Source organism: Streptomyces sp. NBC_00335 (genome assembly GCF_036127095.1).
Classification (GTDB): domain Bacteria; phylum Actinomycetota; class Actinomycetes; order Streptomycetales; family Streptomycetaceae; genus Streptomyces.
In genome coordinates, this window is sequence record NZ_CP108006.1 from 6,584,465 (window position 1) to 6,606,141 (window position 21,677).

General features: G+C 71.4%; 22 protein-coding genes. 16 read left to right on the plus strand and 6 right to left on the minus strand.

What is annotated here, in order from left to right:
- Positions 1-8: 8 nt before the first annotated feature.
- The 10 genes from OHA37_RS29865 (at position 9) to OHA37_RS29910 (ending at position 9,602) form a co-directional block, all read left to right on the plus strand.
- Positions 9-770 carry a helix-turn-helix transcriptional regulator gene (locus OHA37_RS29865; protein WP_266909688.1) on the plus strand — a complete coding sequence of 254 codons (762 nt, stop codon included), beginning with the start codon at positions 9-11 and terminating at the stop codon, positions 768-770.
- Positions 767-2,182 carry a Fe-S cluster assembly protein SufB gene (sufB, locus tag OHA37_RS29870; RefSeq protein WP_266909690.1) on the plus strand — a complete coding sequence of 472 codons (1,416 nt, stop codon included), beginning with the start codon at positions 767-769 and terminating at the stop codon, positions 2,180-2,182. The genes OHA37_RS29865 and sufB overlap by 4 nt, the downstream gene beginning before the upstream one ends.
- A 59-nt stretch (positions 2,183-2,241) precedes the next feature.
- Positions 2,242-3,420, plus strand: coding sequence for a Fe-S cluster assembly protein SufD (gene sufD, locus OHA37_RS29875; protein WP_266909692.1), 1,179 nt, complete (start codon positions 2,242-2,244; stop codon positions 3,418-3,420).
- On the plus strand, positions 3,420-3,737 hold the full coding sequence (locus tag OHA37_RS29880; protein ID WP_250742308.1) for a bifunctional 3-phenylpropionate/cinnamic acid dioxygenase ferredoxin subunit: 318 nt from the start codon (positions 3,420-3,422) through the stop codon (positions 3,735-3,737). Before sufD ends, OHA37_RS29880 begins: the two co-directional genes overlap by 1 nt.
- 7 nt (positions 3,738-3,744) lie before the next feature.
- The gene (sufC, locus tag OHA37_RS29885) at positions 3,745-4,512 is read left to right on the plus strand and encodes a Fe-S cluster assembly ATPase SufC (RefSeq protein ID WP_266876885.1); all 768 of its coding nucleotides are present in this window, start codon (positions 3,745-3,747) and stop codon (positions 4,510-4,512) included.
- Entirely contained in the window at positions 4,509-5,765 is a 1,257-nt protein-coding gene (locus OHA37_RS29890; RefSeq protein WP_266909694.1) for a cysteine desulfurase, read from the plus strand. The genes sufC and OHA37_RS29890 overlap by 4 nt, the downstream gene beginning before the upstream one ends.
- 29 nt (positions 5,766-5,794) lie before the next feature.
- Entirely contained in the window at positions 5,795-6,256 is a 462-nt protein-coding gene (gene sufU / locus OHA37_RS29895; RefSeq protein WP_266909696.1) for a Fe-S cluster assembly sulfur transfer protein SufU, read from the plus strand.
- The gene (locus OHA37_RS29900) at positions 6,253-6,597 is read left to right on the plus strand and encodes a metal-sulfur cluster assembly factor (RefSeq protein WP_073913993.1); all 345 of its coding nucleotides are present in this window, start codon (positions 6,253-6,255) and stop codon (positions 6,595-6,597) included. Before sufU ends, OHA37_RS29900 begins: the two co-directional genes overlap by 4 nt.
- Positions 6,598-6,789: 192 nt before the next feature.
- A complete protein-coding gene (locus OHA37_RS29905; RefSeq protein ID WP_443046230.1) occupies positions 6,790-8,214 on the plus strand; it encodes a hypothetical protein in 1,425 nt (474 codons plus the stop codon).
- Positions 8,211-9,602: a DUF3616 domain-containing protein gene (locus OHA37_RS29910; protein WP_443046231.1), complete on the plus strand. Its 1,392-nt coding sequence runs from the start codon at positions 8,211-8,213 to the stop codon at positions 9,600-9,602. The genes OHA37_RS29905 and OHA37_RS29910 overlap by 4 nt, the downstream gene beginning before the upstream one ends.
- Here OHA37_RS29910 and OHA37_RS29915 read toward each other — a convergent pair.
- Positions 9,589-10,509 carry a hypothetical protein gene (locus tag OHA37_RS29915; protein ID WP_266909699.1) on the minus strand — a complete coding sequence of 307 codons (921 nt, stop codon included), beginning with the start codon at positions 10,507-10,509 and terminating at the stop codon, positions 9,589-9,591. The genes OHA37_RS29910 and OHA37_RS29915 overlap by 14 nt on opposite strands.
- Before the next feature lie 133 nt (positions 10,510-10,642).
- On the opposite strand from OHA37_RS29915, the gene OHA37_RS29920 reads away from it, so the two are divergent.
- Positions 10,643-10,966, plus strand: coding sequence for a DMT family transporter (locus tag OHA37_RS29920; RefSeq protein ID WP_266909701.1), 324 nt, complete (start codon positions 10,643-10,645; stop codon positions 10,964-10,966).
- The gene (locus OHA37_RS29925) at positions 10,966-11,514 is read left to right on the plus strand and encodes a TetR/AcrR family transcriptional regulator (protein WP_266909703.1); all 549 of its coding nucleotides are present in this window, start codon (positions 10,966-10,968) and stop codon (positions 11,512-11,514) included. Before OHA37_RS29920 ends, OHA37_RS29925 begins: the two co-directional genes overlap by 1 nt.
- 54 nt (positions 11,515-11,568) lie before the next feature.
- On the opposite strand, the gene OHA37_RS29930 is transcribed toward OHA37_RS29925, so the two are convergent.
- Positions 11,569-12,441, minus strand: coding sequence for a winged helix-turn-helix transcriptional regulator (locus OHA37_RS29930; RefSeq protein WP_266909705.1), 873 nt, complete (start codon positions 12,439-12,441; stop codon positions 11,569-11,571).
- 41 nt (positions 12,442-12,482) lie between these two features.
- Here OHA37_RS29930 and OHA37_RS29935 point away from each other — a divergent pair, with 41 nt between their 5' ends.
- Positions 12,483-13,775 (plus strand): MFS transporter, encoded by a 1,293-nt coding sequence (locus OHA37_RS29935; RefSeq protein ID WP_323182372.1) that lies wholly within the window; start codon positions 12,483-12,485, stop codon positions 13,773-13,775.
- A 9-nt stretch (positions 13,776-13,784) separates the two neighbouring features.
- Positions 13,785-14,765 (plus strand): 2,3,4,5-tetrahydropyridine-2,6-dicarboxylate N-succinyltransferase, encoded by a 981-nt coding sequence (gene dapD, locus OHA37_RS29940; RefSeq protein ID WP_243338420.1) that lies wholly within the window; start codon positions 13,785-13,787, stop codon positions 14,763-14,765.
- 87 nt (positions 14,766-14,852) lie between these two features.
- On the opposite strand, the gene OHA37_RS29945 is transcribed toward dapD, so the two are convergent.
- The 4 genes from OHA37_RS29945 to OHA37_RS29960 form a co-directional block, all read right to left on the minus strand.
- Positions 14,853-15,296, minus strand: coding sequence for a hypothetical protein (locus tag OHA37_RS29945; protein ID WP_266909707.1), 444 nt, complete (start codon positions 15,294-15,296; stop codon positions 14,853-14,855).
- A 110-nt stretch (positions 15,297-15,406) separates the two neighbouring features.
- Positions 15,407-15,661 carry a hypothetical protein gene (locus OHA37_RS29950; protein ID WP_266876878.1) on the minus strand — a complete coding sequence of 85 codons (255 nt, stop codon included), beginning with the start codon at positions 15,659-15,661 and terminating at the stop codon, positions 15,407-15,409.
- Between the two features lie 165 nt (positions 15,662-15,826).
- The gene (locus OHA37_RS29955) at positions 15,827-16,300 is read right to left on the minus strand and encodes a GNAT family N-acetyltransferase (RefSeq protein WP_266909709.1); all 474 of its coding nucleotides are present in this window, start codon (positions 16,298-16,300) and stop codon (positions 15,827-15,829) included.
- Between the two features lie 59 nt (positions 16,301-16,359).
- Positions 16,360-18,201 carry an endonuclease/exonuclease/phosphatase family protein gene (locus tag OHA37_RS29960; RefSeq protein WP_266909711.1) on the minus strand — a complete coding sequence of 614 codons (1,842 nt, stop codon included), beginning with the start codon at positions 18,199-18,201 and terminating at the stop codon, positions 16,360-16,362.
- A gap of 254 nt (positions 18,202-18,455) precedes the next feature.
- Between OHA37_RS29960 and OHA37_RS29965 the strand changes: the two genes are divergently transcribed.
- The gene (locus tag OHA37_RS29965; RefSeq protein WP_266909713.1) at positions 18,456-19,985 is read left to right on the plus strand and encodes a hypothetical protein; all 1,530 of its coding nucleotides are present in this window, start codon (positions 18,456-18,458) and stop codon (positions 19,983-19,985) included.
- Between the two features lie 166 nt (positions 19,986-20,151).
- On the plus strand, positions 20,152-21,609 hold the full coding sequence (locus OHA37_RS29970; protein WP_266909715.1) for an alkaline phosphatase PhoX: 1,458 nt from the start codon (positions 20,152-20,154) through the stop codon (positions 21,607-21,609).
- Positions 21,610-21,677: the final 68 nt, after the last annotated feature.

Genomic DNA, 21,677 nt, shown 5'->3' on the forward strand with positions numbered 1-21,677 from the left:
GCGAACGGATGAGCGAGGCCCCCCAGGGCGAACTCGCGACCGGGGAGCGGTCAACCCGCAACCGGGTCGCGCGGTCGATCCTGGACCACGGTCCTTCCACCGTCGCCGACCTCGCCCAGCGTCTCGGCCTCACCCAGGCCGCCGTTCGCCGCCACCTCGACACGCTCGTCGCCGACGACGTCGTCGAACCCCGTGAGCAGCGTGTGTACGGTGCGCGGACCCGAGGTCGGCCCGCCAAGGTCTTCGCGCTGACCGACTGCGGCCGGGACGCCTTCGACCAGTCCTACGACTCGCTCGCCGCCGACGCCATGCGCTGGATCGCGCAGGCCGCCGGTGGCGGGGAGCAGGGCGAGGCGGCCGTGGCCGCCTTCGCGAAGGCCAGGCTGACGGCGCAGGCCGAGACCTACCGCGAGGCCGTGGAAGCGGCCGACCCGGCGCAGCGCACCGAGGCCCTTGCCAAGGCGTTGACCGGAGACGGGTACGCTGCTACGGCGAAGAGCGCTCCCGGTCCGCACAGCGGTGAACAGCTCTGCCAGCACCACTGCCCGGTCGCACACGTCGCCGAGCAGTTCCCGCAGCTCTGCGAGGCGGAGACCGAGGTCTTCTCCCGCCTGCTCGGGACGCACGTGCAGCGTCTCGCCACGATCGCCCACGGCGACGGGGTGTGCACGACGTTCATTCCACGCAGTGGGAACGGCGTCGTCGCCACAGGCGCCACACAGACCGACACATCAGTATCTGCAAGTACGGCCGGGAGGAACCCCGCATGACCACGGAGACTGCTCACCCTGAGCTCGATGGCCTGGGCACCTACGAATACGGATGGGTCGACTCCGACGCGGCCGGTGCGGTCGCCAAGCGAGGCCTGTCCGAGGAGGTCGTCCGCGACATCTCGGCGAAGAAGTCCGAGCCGGAGTGGATGCTGAACCTCCGTCTCAAGGGCCTCAAGCTGTTCGGCAAGAAGCCCATGCCCAACTGGGGTTCCGACCTCTCGGGCATCGACTTCGACAACATCAAGTACTTCGTGCGTTCCACCGAGAAGCAGGCCGCTTCGTGGGAGGACCTGCCGGAGGACATCAAGAACACGTACGACAGGCTCGGCATCCCGGAGGCGGAGAAGCAGCGCCTCGTCGCCGGTGTCGCCGCCCAGTACGAGTCAGAGGTCGTCTACCACCAGATCCGTGAGGACCTGGAGGAGCAGGGCGTCATCTTCCTCGACACGGACACCGCGCTCAAGCAGTACCCGGAGCTCTTCCAGGAGTACTTCGGCACGGTCATCCCGGTCGGCGACAACAAGTTCGCCTCGCTGAACACCGCCGTGTGGTCGGGCGGCTCGTTCATCTACGTCCCCAAGGGCGTCAAGGTCGACATCCCGCTCCAGGCCTACTTCCGTATCAACACGGAGAACATGGGCCAGTTCGAGCGGACGCTGATCATCGTCGACGAGGACGCCTACGTCCACTACGTCGAGGGCTGCACCGCCCCGATCTACTCCTCGGACTCGCTGCACAGCGCCGTGGTCGAGATCATCGTGAAGAAGGGCGGCCGCTGCCGCTACACGACGATCCAGAACTGGTCGAACAACGTCTACAACCTGGTCACCAAGCGCGCCGTGGCGTACGAGGGCGCGACCATGGAGTGGATCGACGGCAACATCGGTTCCAAGGTCACCATGAAGTACCCGGCCGTCTACCTGATGGGCGAGCACGCCAAGGGCGAGACCCTCTCCATCGCCTTCGCGGGCGAGGGCCAGCACCAGGACGCCGGCTCCAAGATGGTCCACATGGCGCCGAACACCTCCTCCAACATCGTCTCGAAGTCGGTGGCCCGAGGCGGCGGCCGCACCTCGTACCGCGGTCTGGTCGAGATCGGCGAAGGGGCCCACGGCTCCAAGTCCAACGTGCTGTGCGACGCGCTCCTGGTCGACACCATCTCCCGCTCGGACACCTACCCCTACGTGGACGTCCGCGAGGACGACGTGTCCATGGGCCACGAGGCGACCGTCTCCAAGGTCTCCGACGACCAGCTCTTCTACCTGATGAGCCGCGGTCTGACGGAGTTCGAGGCCATGGCGATGATCGTGCGCGGCTTCGTCGAGCCGATCGCCCGTGAGCTGCCGATGGAGTACGCGCTGGAGCTGAACCGGCTGATCGAGCTGCAGATGGAAGGCTCGGTCGGTTAGTCCCGGCCCGCCCGACGTCCCGCAGCAGATTCTTTAAGGAAGAGAGCAACACGACAGCCATGGCTGAGGCTCAGAACATTCCGGCGGGTTCCACCACCGCCGGCGCGATCGCGGTGGCCGCCGAGTCCACCGTCGCCACCCGGATGAGTGCCCCCCCGTCCTTCGACGTGGCGGACTTCCCCGTGCCCACCGGGCGCGAGGAGGAGTGGCGCTTCACGCCGCTCGCCCGCCTCAAGGGCCTGCACGACGGCACCGCGGTCGCCAACGGCACCATGAAGGCCCAGATCGACGCGCCCGACGTGGTCACGATCGAGTCCGTGGAGCGCGGCGACGCGCGCATCGGCAAGGCAGGCACCCCGGTGGACCGGATCGCCGCCCAGGCGTTCTCGTCCTTCGCCAAGGCCACGGTCGTGACCGTGCCCAAGGAAGCGGTGCTCACCGAGCCCGTGCGCGTCACGCTGCACGGCGAGGGCGGCACCACCTTCGGCCACACCGTCTTCGACGTGAAGGCCTTCGCCGAGGCCGTCGTCGTCATCGACCACACCGGTGACGGCGTGCGCGCCGCCAACGTGGACTTCCTCGTCGGCGACGGCGCCAAGCTCACCGTGGTCTCCGTGCAGGACTGGGACGACACCGCCGTCCACGTGTCCCAGCACAACGCGCTGATCGGCCGCGACGCGACCTTCAAGTCGATCGTGGTCACCTTCGGCGGCGACCTCGTCCGCCTCCACCCGCGCGTGAACTACGCGGGCCCCGGCGGCGAGGCCGAGCTCTTCGGCCTGTACTTCACGGACGCCGGTCAGCACCAGGAGCACCGCCTCCTGGTCGACCACAAGGCCCCGCACTGCAAGTCGAACGTGGTCTACAAGGGCGCGCTCCAGGGCCAGGACGCCCACGCCGTCTGGATCGGTGACGTGCTCATCGAGAAGACCGCCGAGGGCACCGACACCTACGAGATGAACCGCAACCTCGTCCTCACGGACGGCGCCCGGGTCGACTCGGTGCCGAACCTGGAGATCGAGACCGGCGAGATCGTCGGCGCCGGCCACGCCTCCGCGACCGGCCGCTTCGACGACGAGCAGCTCTTCTACCTGCAGTCGCGCGGCATCCCGGCCGACGAGGCCCGCCGCCTGGTCGTGCGCGGCTTCTTCGCCGAGCTCGTCCAGCAGATCGGTGTCGACGACATCGAGGAGCGCCTGCTCGCCAAGATCGAGACCGAGCTCCAGGGTTCCGTCTGATGACTTACGTCAAGGCCTGTGCGCTGAGCGAGCTGGAGGAGAACGCCCCCAAGAGGGTCGAGCTCGACGGCACGCCGGTGTCCATCGTCCGCGCCGAGGGCGAGGTGTTCGCGATCAACGACATCTGCTCGCACGCGAACGTCTCGCTCTCGGAGGGCGAGGTCGAAGACTGCATGATCGAGTGCTGGCTGCACGGCTCGGCCTTCGACCTGCGCACCGGCAAGCCGTCCGGCCTGCCCGCGACGCGCCCCGTCCCCGTATACCCCGTAAAGATCGAAGGGGACGACGTGCTCGTCTCCCTCACCCAGGAGTCCTGAGGTATCCATGGCAACGCTTGAAATCCACGACCTGCACGTCTCCGTCGAGGCCGAGAACGGCGCCCGCGAGATCCTCAAGGGCGTCGAGCTCACCATCAAGCAGGGTGAGACGCACGCCATCATGGGTCCGAACGGCTCCGGCAAGTCCACCCTCGCGTACGCGCTGGCCGGTCACCCGAAGTACACCATCACCAAGGGCACCGTGACCCTGGACGGCGAAGACGTCCTGGAGATGTCCGTCGACGAGCGTGCCCGCGCCGGCATGTTCCTCGCGATGCAGTACCCGGTCGAGATCCCCGGCGTCTCGGTCTCCAACTTCCTGCGCACCTCGGCCACCGCCATCCGCGGCGAGGCGCCGAAGCTGCGTACCTGGGTGAAGGAGGTCAAGTCCGCGATGGAGCAGCTCCAGATGGACACGGCCTTCGCCGAGCGCAACGTCAACGAGGGCTTCTCCGGCGGTGAGAAGAAGCGCCACGAGATCCTGCAGCTGGAGCTCCTGAAGCCGAAGATCGCGATCCTCGACGAGACCGACTCCGGCCTCGACGTCGACGCCCTGCGCCAGGTCTCCGAGGGCGTCAACCGCGTCCACGCGACCGGCGACACCGGCACCCTGCTGATCACGCACTACACGCGGATCCTCCGGTACATCAAGCCCGACTTCGTCCACGTCTTCTCCGAGGGCCGCATCGTCGAGTCCGGCGGCGCCGAGCTCGCCGACAAGCTGGAGGCCGAAGGCTACGAGTCCTACAGCACGAAGGGTGGCGCGACCGCGTGACACAGCTGCCTGGCCTCCTCGACATCGAGGCGATCCGCAAGGACTTCCCCCTTCTGGATCGTGTGGTCCACGACGGGAAGAAGATCGTTTACCTGGACAACGCTGCGACCTCGCAGAAGCCGCGCCAGGTGCTCGACGCGCTGAACGAGTACTACGAGCAGCACAACGCCAACGTCCACCGCGGCGTGCACGTGCTCGCCGAGGAGGCCACGGCGCTGTACGAGGGCGCTCGCGACAAGGTCGCCGCCTTCATCAACGCGCCGAGCCGCAACGAGGTGATCTTCACCAAGAACGCCTCGGAGTCGCTCAACCTGGTCGCGAACATGCTCGGCTGGGCGGACGAGCCCTACCGGGTCGACCGCGAGACCGAGATCGCCATCACGGAGATGGAGCACCACTCCAACATCGTCCCGTGGCAGCTGCTCTCGCAGCGCACCGGCGCGAAGCTGAAGTGGTTCGGCCTCACCGACGACGGCCGGCTCGATCTGTCCAACATCGAAGAGGTCATCACGGAGAAGACGAAGATCGTCTCCTTCACGCTGGTCTCCAACATCATGGGCACGGTCAACCCGACCGAGGCGATCGTCCGGCGCGCGCAGGAGGTCGGCGCGCTGGTGCTGATCGACGCCTCGCAGGCCGCTCCGCACATGCCGCTCGACGTGCAGGCGCTCGGCGCCGACTTCGTGGCCTTCACCGGTCACAAGATGTGCGGCCCGACCGGCATCGGCGTCCTCTGGGGCCGCCAGGAGCTGCTCGAGGACCTGCCGCCCTTCCTGGGCGGCGGCGAGATGATCGAAACCGTCTCGATGCACTCCTCGACGTACGCCCCGGCGCCCCACAAGTTCGAGGCCGGTACGCCCCCGATCGCCCAGGCCGTCGGCCTCGGCGCGGCCGTGGACTACCTGACCGCGATCGGCATGGACAAGATCGCCGCGCACGAGCACGCGATCACCGAGTACGCGATCAAGCGCCTCGCGGAGGTCCCCGACCTGCGCATCATCGGCCCCACCACGGCCGAGGACCGCGGCGCCGCGATCTCCTTCGTGCTGGGTGACATCCACCCGCACGACGTCGGCCAGGTACTGGACGAGCAGGGCATCGCGGTCCGCGTGGGACACCACTGCGCCCGCCCGGTCTGCCTCCGGTACGGAATTCCGGCGACGACGCGAGCGTCTTTCTATCTGTACTCCTCTCCGGCCGAGGTCGACGCACTGGTCGCCGGGCTGGAGCACGTACGGAACTTCTTCGGATAAGACGAAGCGACGAAGGCGACGAGGGCGCAGTGAAGCTGGAATCCCTGTACCAGGAACTGATCCTGGACCACTACAAGCACCCGCGCGGGCGAGGCCTGCGCGACGGCGACGCCGAGGTGCACCACGTCAATCCGACGTGCGGTGACGAGATCACCCTGCGCGTGAAGTACGACGGCGAGACCCTTACGGACATCTCGTACGAGGGCCAGGGCTGCTCCATCAGCCAGGCCGGCGCGTCGATACTGAACGAGCTGCTCGTCGGCAAGGAGCTGGGCGAGGCGCGGAAGATCCAGGAAGTTTTCCTGGAGCTGATGCAGTCCAAGGGCAAGATCGAGCCCGACGAGGCCATGGAGGAGGTGCTGGAGGACGCGGTCGCGTTCGCCGGCGTCTCCAAGTACCCGGCCCGGGTGAAGTGTGCTCTGCTGAGCTGGATGGCGTGGAAGGACGCGACCGCCCAGGCACTGGGCGACGCCGAGAGGAAGACGGCATGACCGAGAACGCGACGCCCGAGGCGTCCATCAAGCCGGCCACCGAGGAAGAGGTCCGCGAGGCCCTCTACGACGTGGTCGACCCCGAGCTGGGCATCGACGTCGTCAACCTGGGCCTGATCTACGGCATCCACGTCGACGACGCGAACATCGCGACCCTCGACATGACCCTCACCTCGGCGGCCTGTCCGCTGACGGATGTCATCGAGGACCAGGCGAAGTCGGCTACGGACGGCATCGTCAGCGAACTGCGCATCAACTGGGTGTGGATGCCGCCGTGGGGCCCGGACAAGATCACGGACGACGGCCGCGAGCAGCTGCGCGCGCTCGGCTTCAACGTCTGATCGACGCCTGGCCCGAGCAAGACCAGCACGACGGCCGTCCGACGGCCTAGTGAACGAACGACCCCCGGCACGGGTGTGCCGGGGGTCGTCTGTTTTCCCCGAGGACGGGCCGCGTGCACCTGGAGTTGGCCACGGTGGCCGAATCTTCTCGACGGCCGTCACAACGTGACGGCGCAGACGAGAGGACCTCCGTTGACCGTTCGCCCTTCACCGGCACGCCGCCTCGGTGCCGTGGGAGCCGCCGGGGCCGCCGCCCTGCTCGCCGCCGGACTGACCGCGCCCGCGCACGCCGCCCAGGACACCGCCGCCGAACCGACCATCGCGCTCTCCGCCGGATACCTGTCCGGGGCCGTCGGTGCGATCGGCGACCCGGGCGTCACCGTGGACATCGCGCAGGAGGGGATACCCGCCGCCTTCCTCAGGGTCGAGGTCCTCTCCTCCAGCAACCCGGCGGTCGCCGGGCCCGGGGACGTGCGCATCGGCCGGACCGGCCACGGCGACCGTGAGCTGACCGTCAGCCCGCGGGCCAGGGGCTACACCGACCTGACGCTCCGGGTGACGGGCCGCGGCGGCAAGACGGCCACGGCCACCCTCTCGTACGTCGCTTCGGCGCGGGTGGGCACCGGCGCCTTCTCCACCCGCTACCTCACGGGCTCCGCCGACTCCTCGGCCGCCGTGGACGTCGGCGGCGGCCACGCGCTGGTGGCCGACGACGAGACCAACGTGCTGCGCCTGTACGACCGCTCCCGCTCCGGCGCTCCCGTGAAGACCTGGGACCTCGGCCCCGCGCTCGGCATCAAGAAGGAAGCCGACATCGAGGCGGCCGCCCGGGTCGGCGACACCGTCTACTGGACGGGCTCGCTCGGCAACAACAAGGACGGCAAGTACAAGGCCGAGCGCAACACCGTCTTCACCACCCGGCTCACCGGGACGGGCGCCGACACCCAGATCGTCTTCGGTTCCGCGTACAAGGGCCTGCGCGAGGACCTGGTCGCCTGGGACACGGCGAACGGGAACCGCTACGGCTTCGCGGCCGGTACGGCGGCCGGCCGGATCCCGAAGAGCATCGACGGGTTCAACGTGGAGGGCCTGGAGTTCGCTCCGGGCTCCACCACCACCGCCTACCTGGGCTTCCGGGCCCCGCTGGCGCCCGCCGTGCCCGGGGGCAGGGCACTGGTCGTGCCCGTCACCAACATCGACCAGGTCGTGGCCGGCGCGGCCAAGCCGGTCTTCGGCGAGCCGATCGAGATGGACCTCGGCGGCCTCGCGATCCGTGACATCCGCAAGAACGCCGCGGGCCAGTACCTGGTCCTGGCCGGCTCCTGGGCGGCGGACGACAACTCCGACCCGTACGCCCTCTACCAGTGGGACGGCGTCGCGGCGCACGCCCCGGTCAAGCGGGCCGACCTGCCGACCACCGACCCCGGCGGCTGGGAAGCCGTGGTCTCCGTGCCCGACCTGCGGGTGCCCGGCGCCCGCGTCCAGCTGATCACCGACAGCGGCTCCGCCGACCTGTACGGGGACGGCACCGAAGCCAAGGACCTCGACCACCCGGAGTGGAAGAAGTCCCGGTCCGGATGGTTCACGCTCAGCCCGATTCGCGGAGGTCACCGATGAACGCGCAGCATGGGAAGACGATGAAGACGACGTACCTCGCAGCCGCCGGCATCGCCGCGCTGCTGATCGCCGCCACGACGATGCCCGCGCAGGCGGTGACGTACGGCACGCCCACCATCTCGCTGTCCGCCGCCTACCTGTCCGGAGCCGTCGGCGGGAGCGGTGACCCGACGGTGGACGTGACCGTGGCGCAGAGCGGCGCGAACGTCTCCGCGCTCACCGTCAGCGCCTCGGCCTCCAGCAAGGCCACGGTCGCCGGGACCGGCGACGTGAGCGTCACGGGGGCGGGCGCCGTCCGCAAGCTCGCGGTCACCGCACGCGGCCGCGGCTACACCAACCTCACCGTCAAGGTGACCGGTCTGGGCGGCAAGACCGCCACCAAGACCCTCTACTTCGCCGCTTCCGCCGCCGTGCAGAACCCGGCCGACGCGCGCTACTTCACCGGCGCCTCGGACTCCTCGGCCGCCGTGGACGTCGGCGGCGGCTACACGGTGGTCGCCGACGACGAGAGCAACGTGCTGCGCCTGTACGACCGCGCGAACTCGGCGGCCCCGGTCAGGACCTGGGACTTCAGCTCGCAGCTCGGTGTCACCAAGGAGGTGGACATCGAGGGCGCGACCCTGATCGGCAGCACCATCTACTGGACGGGCTCGCTCGGCAACAACAAGGACGGCGAGTACAAGGCGCCCCGCAACACGGTGTTCACCACCACGCTGAGCGGCTCCGGATCCACCGCGCAGCTCGCGTACGGGCGCTCGTACAAGAAGCTCCGCGAGGATCTGGTCGCCTGGGACACGGCGAACGGGAACCGCTACGGCTTCGCGGCCGGTACGGCCGCCGGTGAGGCGCCGAAGCAGATCGACGGGTTCAACGTGGAGGGCCTGGAGTTCGCCCCGGGCTCCACCACCACCGCCTACCTGGGCTTCCGGGCCCCGCTGGCGCCCGCGGTGATCGGCGGCAAGGCGCTGGTCGTGCCGGTGACCAACTTCGACAAGGTGATCTCCAGCGGGACCAAGGCCACCTTCGGCGCGGGCATCGAGCTCGACCTCGGCGGGCTCGCGATCCGCGACATCCGCAAGAACGCGGCCGACCAGTACCTGATCCTGGCCGGCTCCTGGGCGGCGGACGACAACTCCGACCCCTACGCCCTCTACCAGTGGGACGGGATCGCCGGCCACGCCCCGGTCAAGCGGGCCGACCTGCCGACCACCGACCCGGGCGGCTGGGAGGCCATCGTGGCGGTTCCCGACCTGTCGGTCGCGGGCGCGCGCGTGCAGCTGGTCACCGACAGCGGCTCCGCCGACCTGTACGGGGACGGCACCGAGGCCAAGGACCTCACCCACCCGGAGTGGAAGAAGTCCCGCGCGGCCTGGTTCACGCTGAGCTGAGCTCCCGGGACTGCCGGTCGAGCTCCGCCGCCAGGTCCTCGCGGCGGAGCCGCCGGTCTGCGTAGAGCAGGCCGGCGGTGAGCTGCGGGAAGCAGAGCAGCAGTGTCTGGGCGACCATCCCGCCGAGTGCGGTGAGGGTCGCGTGCACGAAGCCGCCGTCCACCGCGGGGATCAGGCTGAGCGCCCCGGCGAAGGCGAAGGGCAGCTGGACGGCGTACGCCGCCAGGGCGCCGATCGCGGCGGCGAGGGCGGTGAGGCCGAGCGTGCGCCACCAGGCCCCGCGCACCAGGCGGGCCGAGCGGCGCAGGGCGCCGAGCGGGCCCAGCCCCTCGTAGGCGGCGACCGTGGGCGCGAGCGCGAGAAGGACCCCGAGTACGAGGGCGACCGGCAGGGTGGCCGCCGCCACCAGCGGGGGCAGCCCGGCGGCCAGGACGGCGGCGCCCGGTCCGGCCACGGCGCCGAGCACCAGGAGCTGGGTGCCGAGGACGGCCGCGAAGCGGGGGCGGGCGGCGCGCAGCAGCGTACGGGCGGTGGCGGGGCGGCCGAGCAGCGCCGGGCGGAGCACGGCCCCCGTCAGTGCGGCGGCCAGGGTGCAGGTCAGCAGGGTGGCCAGGGCGGCGGCGGGAACCAGGGCGGCGACGGGCCGGGCGTCCAGCGCGAACGCCGTCAGGGCGGCCGCCGCGACCAGCAGCAGTGCCCCGAGCTGGCCGAGGAGCATGGCGGTGGCGAGGCGGACCCCGTACCGGGCGAGGGTGGCGAAGGCGCCGCCGAGTATCTCGCCGGGGGTCAGCGCCCGCAGGGATATCACCCCGGGCCGGGGAGGCTGCGGGGGCAGCCAGCCGCCGCCCCAGGGCGTCCACGGCCGGCTCGCGTGCTGCGTCTCGTGTCGCGTCCCGTCCTGGACCATGCGCGGATCTCCCCGTCCCCCGGTGCACACGGCGGCGCCGCCGCGAGCGGACACCGTAGCGGCCGGGACCGGGGAAGTCCCGGGGACACGCGGTTGTGTACGCGCGTCCATAACGATGTGTACAGTCGTACGCATGCCCTACATACTGCTCGCGGCCGCCATCGCCGCTGAGGTCGCCGGTACCACCGCAATGAAGTTCAGCGAGGGCTTCACGAAGCTGTGGCCCTCGCTGATCACGCTGGTGGGCTACGTCATCGCCTTCACGCTGCTCGCGCAGACGCTCAAGTCGATGTCGGTGGGGACGGCGTACGCGATCTGGGCGGGCGTGGGCACGGCCGCGATCGCCGCGATCGGCATGGTCTTCATGGGGGAGGCCGCGACGGCCGCGAAGATCGGCGGCATCGCCCTGGTGATCGCCGGCGTCGTGCTGCTGAACCTCGGGGGGACCACGCACTGATGGCCGGCTCCGTACGCCGCTACGACCCGGACCGGCGGGACCGGATCATCGACGCGGCCATCCGGGTGGTGGGCGCGCGGGGTATCGCCGGGCTCAGTCACCGCAGCGTGGCCGCGGAGGCCGACGTACCGCTCGGCTCGACGACGTACCACTTCAAGAGCCTGGACGACCTGCTGGTCGCGGCGCTGCGGCAGGCCAACGAGGGCTTCGCTCGGGTGGTGGAGGATTCCGCGGCGCTGGCCGATCCGGACGCGGACCTGGCGGGCGGTCTGGCCGCCCTGCTGGGCGAGTTCCTGGGGGCGGACCGGGCGCGGGCGGAGCTGGAGTACGAGCTCTACCTGGCCGCCCTGCGCCGCCCCGCGCTGCGTCCCGTGGCCGCCGAATGGTGCGAGGCCGTCGCCGCGGCGCTGTCCGCGCGGACGGACCCGGCCACGGCGCGGGCGCTGGTGGCGGTGATGGACGGGATCGGCCTGCAAGTGCTGCTGACGGGGGCGGAGTACGACCAGGCGTACGCCTGCGAGATCCTGCGGCGGGTGCTGCGGGCCTGACGGCGGGGCCGGCCGGGGCCCGGCCGGGGCCCGGCCGGGGGCGGGCCCCCGGGGCTACCCGCCGCGGACCGCCGCCAGGGCGGCGGCCACGCTCGCCTCGATGTCCCGGACCGGGTAGAGGACCTCGCGGACGGTCCGGTCGCGGTCCACGACCAGCGTCAGGCGCTTGAGCCGGCTGATGCCCCCCGCCCGGAACGTCGGCAGCCGCAGCGCCGCGACGAGCCCGAGCTCCGCGTCCGAGAGCAGGGGGAAGCGGAGCCCCTCGGCCTCGGCGAACTCCCGCTGCTCGTCCGGCCGCTGGGTGGACACCCCGTGCACCGTCGCGCCCGCCGCCGCGAACTCCCCGAGCTGGTCCCGGTAGGTGCACGATTCGAGGGTGCACCCCCGCGCCCCGGGGATCCCGGCCCACCCCGGCGGGTAGGACTCGGCTCGGGCGAACGCGCCCGGGAAGCAGTACAGGACGGTGAACGGGGTGTCCGCCACCGGGTCGCGGAGCTCGCCGAAACGGTCCGGCAGCGACAGCTCCGGCAGCCGGGTGCCGCGCAGCGCGTGGACCCGTACCGCCTCGCGCGAGGTCTCGTCCGTCGTCGCCGTCATCTCTCCCTCTCCCAGGATCCAGGTGTCCCCCCAGTCCTGGAGGGCGACCAGGACCGGGAGCAGCGCGCGTCCGCGCGGGGTCAGCCGGTACGCGTGGCGCACCGGCCGTTCCTGGTACGGCTCGCGGGTCAGTACGCCCGCCTCGACCAGCAGCTTCAGCCGCTCCGTCAGGACCTTTCGCGACATGCCCAGTTCGCGCTGGAACTCGTCGAAGCGCTGCACGCCGCGGGCGGCGTCGCGCACGATCAGCAGCGTCCACCAGTCGCCCACGACGTCGAGGGCCTGGGCGATGGAGCAGTCCGCGTCGTCGAGGTGCGTGCGCTGGGCCATGGGCACTCCTTTGTCCGTTGACCCGAGGCTGCCATGCTGACATGGTTAGTTCCCAAAGGGAACTCACTGGGAATGTGTCGGGAACGCGGGGGGACGAGAGTGTGCTGCAGGGATTCAAGGACGTACCGAGGGTCGTGTGGCTGCTGGCTGCGGGGATCCTGGTCAACGCCGTCGTCAGCTTCACCTTCGTCTTCGTCTTCCTCTACCTGACCGGCCCGCGCGGCCTCGGCGCCGCCCAGGCGGGCCTGATCGTCGGCGTCGGCGGCGTCGGACTGGTCGCCGGGAACTTCACCGGCGGCTGGTACGGCGACCGCTTCGGCCACCGCCGGGTGCTGCTCACCGCCTCCGCGCTCGGCGGAGTCGCCCTCGTGGCCCTGCCGGCGGTCTCCACCGGCCTGCTGGTCCTCGTCCTGCCGCTCGCGCAGTACGCCTCCGGGGTGGTCCGCGCCGCCAACTCCGCGCTGGTCGCCGTCACCGTGCCGGAAGGCTCCCGGCGTCAGGCCTTCGCGCTCACCCGCTTCGTGTCCAACGCGGGCTTCGCGGTGGGCTCACCGATCGGGGCCCTCATCGCGACCGGGTTCTCGTACGACTGGCTCTTCGTCGCGGACGGCCTCGGAACCCTCTTCTTCGCCCTCTGGATCGCCCGGGTCGTACCGGCCAGGGCAATCGCAGCGCCCCCCGCGGCCCCGGACGGGGGTCTGGGCCGCGGGGGCCTGTGGCGGGAGCTGCGCGCCCGGCCCGCCGTACTCGTCCTGCTCGGCGCGATCGTCGTCATCGACATCGTCTACAGGCAGCACTACACGACCTTCCCCGTCGTCCTCGCCGACCACGGTCTGGACACCCGCGCCTACGGACTGCTCATCGCGGTCAACGGCGGTGTGATCATGCTCCTGGAGATCCCCGCCGCCCTCGCCCTGCGCCGGCGTTCCCCGCTGCACATCATCGGCACCGGGCTCGTGCTGGTGGGTGGCGGCTACGCGATGCCGGCGCTCGGAGTGGGCGTCCTGACCGCGGTCGCGATGATGCTGCTGCTCACCCTCGGCGAGATCCTCTACAAGACCACCGCCACGGCGTACGTCGCGGACGAGTCGCCCGAGCACGCCATCGGCCGGTTCCAGAGCCTGTACGCGGGCGTCTCCGTCAGTGGCGTCGTCCTCGCCGCGCCCCTCGGCGGAGCCCTGTACGACGCCGCGCCGGGCCTGCTGTGGCCGCTGTGCGCGGTACTGGGCGCGGCCGCGGGCGGGACGGTCCTGGTCATGGGTGCGCGGGCGACGCGGCGACGCGCGCGCCCGGCACATGAGACCGGTTCGCGACCGCGGGCCGTCGCCGGTTAGGTTTCGGGCATGACTGCTACGCGTACCACCGGCGCCGTCGCCGCCGGACTTGCCACCATCACCGCCGACGGCACCGTCCTCGACACCTGGTTCCCCGCCCCCCAGCTGGTCGCCGAGCCCGGCCCGGCCGGCACCGAGCGCCTCACCGCCGAACAGGCCGTGGAGCTGCTGGGGGCCACCGCGCCCAAGGCGATCCGCCAGGACGCGGTCCGCGGCGTCGAGGTCGTAGCCGTCCGCACCGTGATCGCCTCCCTGGAGGACAAGCCGCTGGACGCGCACGACGCGTACCTGCGCCTGCACCTGCTCAGCCACCGCCTGGTCAAGCCGCACGGCCAGAACCTGGACGGCGTCTTCGGCCTGCTGGCCAACGTCGCCTGGACCTCGCTGGGCCCGGTCGCGATCGACCAGGTCGAGACGGTCCGCCTGAACGCCCGCGCCGAGGGCCTGCACCTCCAGGTCACCTCGATCGACAAGTTCCCGCGGATGACGGACTACGTCGCCCCCAAGGGCGTGCGCATCGCCGACGCGGACCGGGTCCGCCTGGGCGCGCACCTCGCCGAGGGCACCACCGTCATGCACGAGGGCTTCGTCAACTTCAACGCCGGCACCCTGGGCACCTCCATGGTCGAGGGCCGGATCTCCGCGGGCGTCGTGGTCGGCGACGGCTCCGACATCGGCGGCGGCGCGTCCACCATGGGCACCCTGTCGGGCGGCGGCAAGCAGATCATCTCGATCGGCGAGCGCACCCTGATCGGCGCCGAGGCGGGCGTCGGCATCGCCCTGGGCGACGAGTGCGTCGTCGAGGCGGGCCTGTACGTGACCGCGGGCACCCGCGTCACCCTGCCGGACGGCCAGATCGTCAAGGCCCTGGAGCTCTCGGGCGCCAACAACATCCTCTTCCGCCGCAACTCGGTCACCGGCGCCGTCGAGGCCCGCCCGTACAAGGCGGCCTGGGGCGGCCTGAACGAGGTCCTGCACAGCCACAACTGACCGATCCGGCCCACCACGACAGCGCCCTCCCACCCCGACCGGGGTGGGAGGGCGTTCGTTTGCGCGATGCCGGCCCGTCGCCGGCGGTCAGGTCCGGTCCGGCAAGGCCGCGTACGCCCGCTCGACCTCGCCCAGGTACTGGTCCAGGCGGAAGTGGACCTCCTCGACGGCCTTGCCGTCGGAGCCGGGGTACATCAGGCCGGACCAGATGACCGTCCCGCCCCGGATCCGGACCCGGAGGGTGAGTCGCTCCGGCCCCGGATCGGGCCCCGGTCGGGCCGCCACGTCCACCTCGCGCGGCATGTCCGCCGGATGGAGCGGTCCACCGGGGCGCAGGAGCCACCACGGATCGAGGCCGGCCATGCGGCTGTCGCTGCGGGCCGTGAGGTCGAGGCCGTCGACGAAGAGGTAGGTGTGCAGGCCGGTGCACACCGGCGGTCCGGGACAGGTGCTGATGAGCAGCGTGCTCAGGGAGCGCATCGGGCCGACGGGCCCGGCGGACCTCAGCAGGCCCGGGGATCTACGAGGCATCCGCCTGATGTGACGTCATGGCCCGAGCCTACCGACCGCGCCGCACCGGGCCGCAGGGAGAACACCCTCCCCACCCGAGCGGGGGAGGGGGATCGGCCGTGCGCGGGGTGTCAGTGCAGGGGGATGGTGCGGACCAGGCCCGCGAAGGCCTGCTGCTCCGCCTCGGTCAGTTCCACCGACTCCATCGGGTGCACGGAGGTGCCGCGCTGGGCCGGGATGACCGAGAGGCCTTCGAAGGCGCCTGGCTCCGGGTGGTGGAAGCGGCTGTCCCACAGCATGTGGCCGAGGCCGATCAGCCAGACGGCGGCGGCCACGAGCAGGACGGCGATGCCGATTTCCTGAGCGAGGGAGATGGAGGGGAACACGCGGTCCTCCAAAGGAGTGCTGGAGTGCGGTACAAGATCGGGCGTGGGGACACTCAACACCAGAACCGCCCGAATGGGTAGGGATGTGCTGAGCGTCACGCCAGGGCCAAAGGTCCCTTCCTCGGCTCCCGACCGTCCGGTCCCGGGTCCCGGCCGCCCTCCCCGCTAGCGCAGCGGCAGCTTGAAGCCCTCGTGGCTCCGGGCGTAGCCCAGCCGCTCGTAGAAGCGGTGCGCGGCGGTGCGGCGCTTGTTGCTGGTGAGCTGCATCAGGCCGCAGCCGCGCTCGCGGGCCCGGTCCGCCGCCAGCTCCATCAGGCGGGCCCCGAGCCCCCCGCCCCGCCGGTCCGCGCGGATCCGTACGGCCTCCACGAGGGCCCGCTCCCGACCGCCCTGGCCCAGACCCGGGACGTACGTCAGCTGAAGGCAGCCGAGGAGGACCCCGTCCTCCTCCAGGACCAGCATCTCGTTGCGCGGGTCCGCCTCGATCGCGGCGAAGGCCAGCTCGTGGGCTTCGGAGACCGGCCCGGAGGCCGGCTCGGGGGCCCCGGCAGCGGCTGCGGCCGGGTCTGTGTCGGCGGACTGAGCCAGCAGGGCGAGTACGGCGGGCAGATCCTGACGCGTTGCGGTACGGAAGATCATGCCGGGATCATGCCAAAGGGGCCGGGCGGCGGTGCGGCCCGGCCCCTTCGGCGGCGCCGCTACGGGCGGAAGCGCACGACCTGCGGGTCGTGGTCGCTGTTCTGGTCCGAGAACTCGGCGTTGATGTGCACGCTGTCGTACGTGAACTTCTTGATCGCCGGGCTGGTCAGGATCTGGTCCAGCACCTGCGCGTTGCCCTGGAAGACGTACGAGTACCGCTCCGACTTCGGCAGCGACTTGATCGCCGGGTACAGGGCGCCGCCGTCCGCCAGCGCGTCCGTCGTCGCCGAGAACTCGAAGTCGTTGATGTCGCCGACGACGAGGACGTTCGCGTGCTTCTCCGCCGCCAGGATCTCCTTGACGAAGCCGTTCACCGCCTGCGCCTGGAGCAGCCGCTTCTCCTCCGACTTGCGGACCGGCGGCTGGTGGTGGGAGGTCAGGCCCTCGTCGCCGCCCTTCGAGCCGAAGTGGTTGGCGATCACGAAGACCGTCTTGCCGCGGAAGACGAACTCGCCGGCCAGCGGCTTGCGGCTGTCCACCCACGCCGGGTTCGCCGGGTCGATCCGGCCGGGGGAGTGGGTCAGGGCGGCCTTGCCGTTCTCCTTCACCACACCGGTCGCCGTCACGGCGTCGCCCGGGGCGCGCTCGGTGAAGGAGACCCGCTCCGGGTTGAAGAGGAACACCTGGCGGATGTTGCCGCCGGGCTCGCCGCCGTCCTTCTTGTCCTCCGGGTCGACGGTCCGCCACTGGTAGGCCGGGCCGCCGGCGGCCGTGATGGCCGCGGTGAACTTCGTCAGGGTGGCCTCGGCCGAGACCGTGCCGTCGTTCTTGGCGCCGTTGTCGTCCTGGATCTCCTCCAGGGCGAGGACGTCGGGGGAGGCGAGGTTCTCGACGACGGCCTTCGCCAGGTTGTCGAACTTCTCCTGCGGGTCGGACGGGTCGAGGTTCTCGACGTTGTACGTGGCCACCGCGAGCTCGTTCGAGGCCTGCGCCTTGGTCTTCTCGGGGGCGAGGGTGCCCGCCCTGACCGTGCCGAGGGTGCGGGCCACCAGGGTGTAGCCGCCGAACTGGTTGAAGTCCAGCGGGCCTTCGGTGGGGCCGGTCAGCTTGTCGCCGACGTTGGCCACCGGGAACGGCTGCTGCGCGAGGGGCGCGAGCTGCTGGATCTGGAGGCGGCCGGTGTTCTGGGACTCGTACGAACCGTAGATCGTGCCGCCGCGCTTGGCGGTGTTCTCCCAGCCCTTCACCGTCACCCACAGCTCCGCGTACGGGTCGGTGGCGCCGACCACGCGCGAGGTGCCGATCGCGATGTTCATGCCCTCCAGGGACTCGTAGTAGTCCAGGGCGTAGCGCGAGGGCTCCAGGGTCAGGCCGTTGATGCTGCCGGCGGCGGCCGGGTCGCCCTCCGGGGCGTACGCGCAGGGGACCGAGTACTCGTTGACGGCGGTGGCCGCGGGCAGCGGGTTGCCGGAGGAGACCACGGTCACGACGGGCTTGGAGATCTGGGTGACCGACTGGTTGCCGGAGGCGACGCCACCGGGGATGTACTCGCCGACCAGGCCGGAGACGGTGACGGCGTCGCCGACCGCGACGGTCGGGACCGAGCTGGTGAAGACGAACACGCCCTCGCTGGTGGCGTCGTCGTCGTCCGTGTCCGGATCCTGGATCCAGAAGCCGCGCGAACCGTACGTACGGACACCCGTGACGACGCCCGCCACATCGGCGACCTGCTTGCCGGCCAGCGGGGATATGCGGGTGGAGCCCTGGATGTCGTGGATGCGTATCGGATCGGCGGACGCGGCGCCTTCGGCCGCGTCGGCGGTGCCCGCGAGCAGGCCGGTGGCCAGCGCGGTGGCGACGAGGGCCGCGACGGCGGCGGAACGGGGATGCGAGGAGCGCATGGGCGGGAACTCCGGTGTGTGGAGGAGGAAGCAGATATCTACGCGCGTCAATTTCCTTCGTGGCCGGCAAAGTTGTCAAGCCCTACAGGGGATACGGCGGTTGACTGTGGGATGAACCAAAGGGGAGGGGCCGCCGGGAGCGCCCGAAATGCGTCTACTCTGGGGCGCCGTAGACCCGTACCCGAACCACCGGTACCCGTACAACCCGCACAACCCGTACCCGAACAACCCGTGCCCGCGAGGAGAACCGCCCCATGTCCGCAGACTCGCACCCCACGCTGCCGCCGGTACGGCTGCTCCCCGACGCGGAGCTGGCCCGCGAAGCCCTGGCCGCCCCGCTGTTCGCCCGCGCCGTGCGCCTCGCCCGCTGGGCCGGACCGGACACCCGCGTGGACACCGGTGGCGAGCTCGTCGCAGGCCAACTGCCGCAGGCCGTCGCCCTGCTGGGCCTCGACCCCGCCGACGAGGACTCCGCCGCCCACGCGAGCCAGGCCTGGCGGGTGGCCGTCGACACCGGACTCGTCGACGTCACCGAACCGGAGGAGGACGGCTCCGCCAACGGGGAAGCGGACGCGGGCCAGGGGGAGTTCGGCACCGCCGGGCCCGGCGAGGACCTGGCACTGGTGACCGGCGGAACCCCCGGCGACGTGCTCGACCTGTGGCTGGCCGCCCTGGACACCGTCCTCGCCGACGCGGCCGTGCCCGCCCTGGACGACCTCGTCGACGCCCTCGACGCGGGCGGCGAGATCGACTTCGACCAGCTCGACTGGAACCCGCGCCGCGAGGCCGACTTCCTCGACGGGGTCCTGGCCAACCTCTACCTGCTCGCCGTCGCCGAAGGCGGCACGGCCGACGGCCCGGTGCCGCTGCCGGTGCTCGCCGCCTCGATGGTGGTGCCGGACGACATGGGCGATCCCACCGACGCCGTGCTGGAGCAGGTCTCGGACGCGATGATGCGCCTCGACGACCAGTTCCGGCAGCTGGAGCCGATCGGGCTGGTCGAGTTCCGACCCGTCGACGAGGAGCTGATGGCGGAGGCCGAGGACGAGGACTTCCTCGCGGGCGCGGGCGCCGCCCCCGAAGAGGAGGACGTCTCCCGGTACGGGCTGGTACGGCTGACCCCGCTCGGGCTGTACGGGATCCGGGCGCGCATGCTGGAGGCGGGCGTCGAGGCCCCGGCCGTCGGCGAACTGGCCGGCAAGGGCGCGGACGTCCTGCTCGACGTGGTCTCCCACTACTCCGAGGACGCCGCCCAGGCCGAGATCGAACAGTGGCTGGCCGGCCGCCCCGTACCCGAGGCCGTGACGGAACTGCTCGCCGCGGCGCGCGGGGCGGACGCGGGCGGCCCGCTGCGCCGGCTGCGCTGCCAGCAGGCCCTCGCCCCGGCCGGCGCGGAGGCCGAACCGGCCGTCCGCTCGGTGCTGGACGACGCGGAGCTCGGCGGGCTCGCCCGGGTCTGGCTGGCCGAGCGCGGGGTGGCCGACGTGCCGGCGCCGGACGAGGAGATGGTGTTCTGGCTGACGGTCGACACGATCGCGGCGCAGCTCGCCACGGGCGGCGGTAGCGGCGGGGGAGCCGGGGGCGGGGAGGACGCCGAGGCGGAGCTGCCGCTCTTGATCGAATCGCTGACCGCCCATCACACCGGGTTCTTCGAGCAGGCCTGGCGGGTGGAGCACCCGGCGACGGCCCACGTGCTGGAGGCGATGGGACGGCTGCACCCCGACAAGAAGGCGGCCAAGGAGGCCCGGAAGGCCGCGTTCAAGGCGCGTTCCCGGGGCGTGTGAGGCGTCGGTAACCAGCCGTTCCCGAAAGGGACTCGGCCAAGGAGGACGCCGGGCAAGGGGTCGATTCGTTTTCCCGGGTAGTTCAGTCGGCGTTCACGTGCGGGCGGGAGCGTGTGCGCCGACGACCGTACGACAGGCGCACCACCTCCCCACCCCTGGAGACCCGATGCCGCTCAGCCGCAGAGATTTCACCACCCGCACCGCACTCGCGGGTGCGGGAGTCGCGCTCACCGGAACGGTCGGCGCACTCGCCACCGCCCCCGGGGCCCTCGCCGCGGACGACGGCGCACCGCAGGACGCCGGCAGCGAGCAGGGTCAGGGCGGCCACGGTCGCGGCCCCGGCTACGGCCCGCTCGTGCCCGACCCGGCCGGAATCCTGGCCCTCCCCGCCGGATTCACGTACCGCGTGATCACCCACAGCGGTGTCACCGCGCTCGACTCGGGCGAGAGCACCCCGTCCAACCACGACGGCACGGCCGCCTTCGCGGGCCACCGGGGAGTCACCCTCCTCGTCAACAACCACGAGCTGAAGGGCCCGCGCGCGAACTGGAAGCACCCCGTCCCGCTCGCGGAGGGCCTCGTCTACGACCCGGCCGCGGCCGGCGGCTGCACGGTCGTCGAGGTCCGGCGCGGCGGCGAGGTCGCCGAGTGGGTGGGCATCTCCGGTACGTCGACCAACTGCGCGGGCGGCTCCACCCCCTGGGACACCTGGCTGACCTGCGAGGAGAACTCGGACCTCGCCGGCAAGAACGGGATGACCAAGGACCACGGCTACGTCTTCGAGGTCGACCCCCACGACCGCCGCGCCAACCTCGGCCCGAAGCCGGTCAAGGCGTTCGGGCGCTATGACCACGAGGCCGTGGTCATCGACCCGCGCCGCGGCCACGCCTACCTCACCGAGGACGCCTCCAACCCCAACGGGCTGCTCTTCCGCTGGACCCCGCCGGCCGGCTTCCGCCACGGGCGCGGCAAGCTCCGTACCCTCGCCGACGACGCCGGTGTGCTGGCGGCCGCCAAGTGCTTCGACAGCGCGGGGCTGTTCGTCGACGACCTCTCGCGGGCGACGAAGATCGGGACCACCTACGGGGTGGACTGGGTGCCGGTCCCGGACCGCGACGCGCGCACGGTGGCGGTGCGCAAGCAGTTCGGGGTGGCCGCCGTGACCCGCGCGCGCAAGCTGGAGGGCATGTGGTGGGCCGACGGCGGTGCGTACTTCGTCTCCTCCTACGCCCGTGAGGAGAGCCCGGGCGCGGCCCACGACGGCCAGGTGTGGTTCTACGACCCCAAGCGGCGCACCGTGCGGCTGCAGGTCCTGCTCGGGGTGAACGCCGACCCGTCGGTGGACGGCGGGTACGACGGCCCGGACAACATCACGGTCTCCCCGTACGGCGGTCTGATCATCGCCGAGGACGGGTCGGGGCTGCAGCACCTCTTCGGCGCGACCGAGTCGGGGCGCACGTACCCGCTGGCCCGCAACGAGATGAACCTGGGGACGGCCGAGGAGCCGGAGTACTCGGAGTTCACGGGCGTGTGCTTCTCGCCGGACGGGCGGACGCTGTTCGCCAACCTGCAGGACCCGGGCATCATGCTGGCCGTCACGGGACCGTGGCGCCGCGGGCGCTGACCGGGTACCCCGACATGAGAAGAGCCGCCGGGGCCTCGGGCCCGGCGGCTCTTCTCGTTGTCTCGTCT

Excerpts from the sequence above, each read along its gene's own strand:
- OHA37_RS29865 (WP_266909688.1), top strand. The coding sequence starts at position 9 with ATGAGCGAGGCCCCCCAGGGCGAACTCGCGACCGGGGAGCGGTCAACC.
- sufB (WP_266909690.1), top strand. The coding sequence starts at position 767 with ATGACCACGGAGACTGCTCACCCTGAGCTCGATGGCCTGGGCACCTAC.
- sufD (WP_266909692.1), top strand. The coding sequence starts at position 2,242 with ATGGCTGAGGCTCAGAACATTCCGGCGGGTTCCACCACCGCCGGCGCG.
- OHA37_RS29880 (WP_250742308.1), top strand. The coding sequence starts at position 3,420 with ATGACTTACGTCAAGGCCTGTGCGCTGAGCGAGCTGGAGGAGAACGCC.
- sufC (WP_266876885.1), top strand. The coding sequence starts at position 3,745 with ATGGCAACGCTTGAAATCCACGACCTGCACGTCTCCGTCGAGGCCGAG.
- OHA37_RS29900 (WP_073913993.1), top strand. The coding sequence starts at position 6,253 with ATGACCGAGAACGCGACGCCCGAGGCGTCCATCAAGCCGGCCACCGAG.
- OHA37_RS29910 (WP_443046231.1), top strand. The coding sequence starts at position 8,211 with ATGAACGCGCAGCATGGGAAGACGATGAAGACGACGTACCTCGCAGCC.
- OHA37_RS29915 (WP_266909699.1), bottom strand. The coding sequence starts at position 10,509 with ATGGTCCAGGACGGGACGCGACACGAGACGCAGCACGCGAGCCGGCCG.
- OHA37_RS29920 (WP_266909701.1), top strand. The coding sequence starts at position 10,643 with ATGCCCTACATACTGCTCGCGGCCGCCATCGCCGCTGAGGTCGCCGGT.
- OHA37_RS29925 (WP_266909703.1), top strand. The coding sequence starts at position 10,966 with ATGGCCGGCTCCGTACGCCGCTACGACCCGGACCGGCGGGACCGGATC.
- OHA37_RS29930 (WP_266909705.1), bottom strand. The coding sequence starts at position 12,441 with ATGGCCCAGCGCACGCACCTCGACGACGCGGACTGCTCCATCGCCCAG.
- OHA37_RS29935 (WP_323182372.1), top strand. The coding sequence starts at position 12,483 with ATGGTTAGTTCCCAAAGGGAACTCACTGGGAATGTGTCGGGAACGCGG.
- dapD (WP_243338420.1), top strand. The coding sequence starts at position 13,785 with ATGACTGCTACGCGTACCACCGGCGCCGTCGCCGCCGGACTTGCCACC.
- OHA37_RS29945 (WP_266909707.1), bottom strand. The coding sequence starts at position 15,296 with ATGCCTCGTAGATCCCCGGGCCTGCTGAGGTCCGCCGGGCCCGTCGGC.
- OHA37_RS29955 (WP_266909709.1), bottom strand. The coding sequence starts at position 16,300 with ATGATCTTCCGTACCGCAACGCGTCAGGATCTGCCCGCCGTACTCGCC.
- OHA37_RS29960 (WP_266909711.1), bottom strand. The coding sequence starts at position 18,201 with ATGCGCTCCTCGCATCCCCGTTCCGCCGCCGTCGCGGCCCTCGTCGCC.
- OHA37_RS29965 (WP_266909713.1), top strand. The coding sequence starts at position 18,456 with ATGTCCGCAGACTCGCACCCCACGCTGCCGCCGGTACGGCTGCTCCCC.
- OHA37_RS29970 (WP_266909715.1), top strand. The coding sequence starts at position 20,152 with ATGCCGCTCAGCCGCAGAGATTTCACCACCCGCACCGCACTCGCGGGT.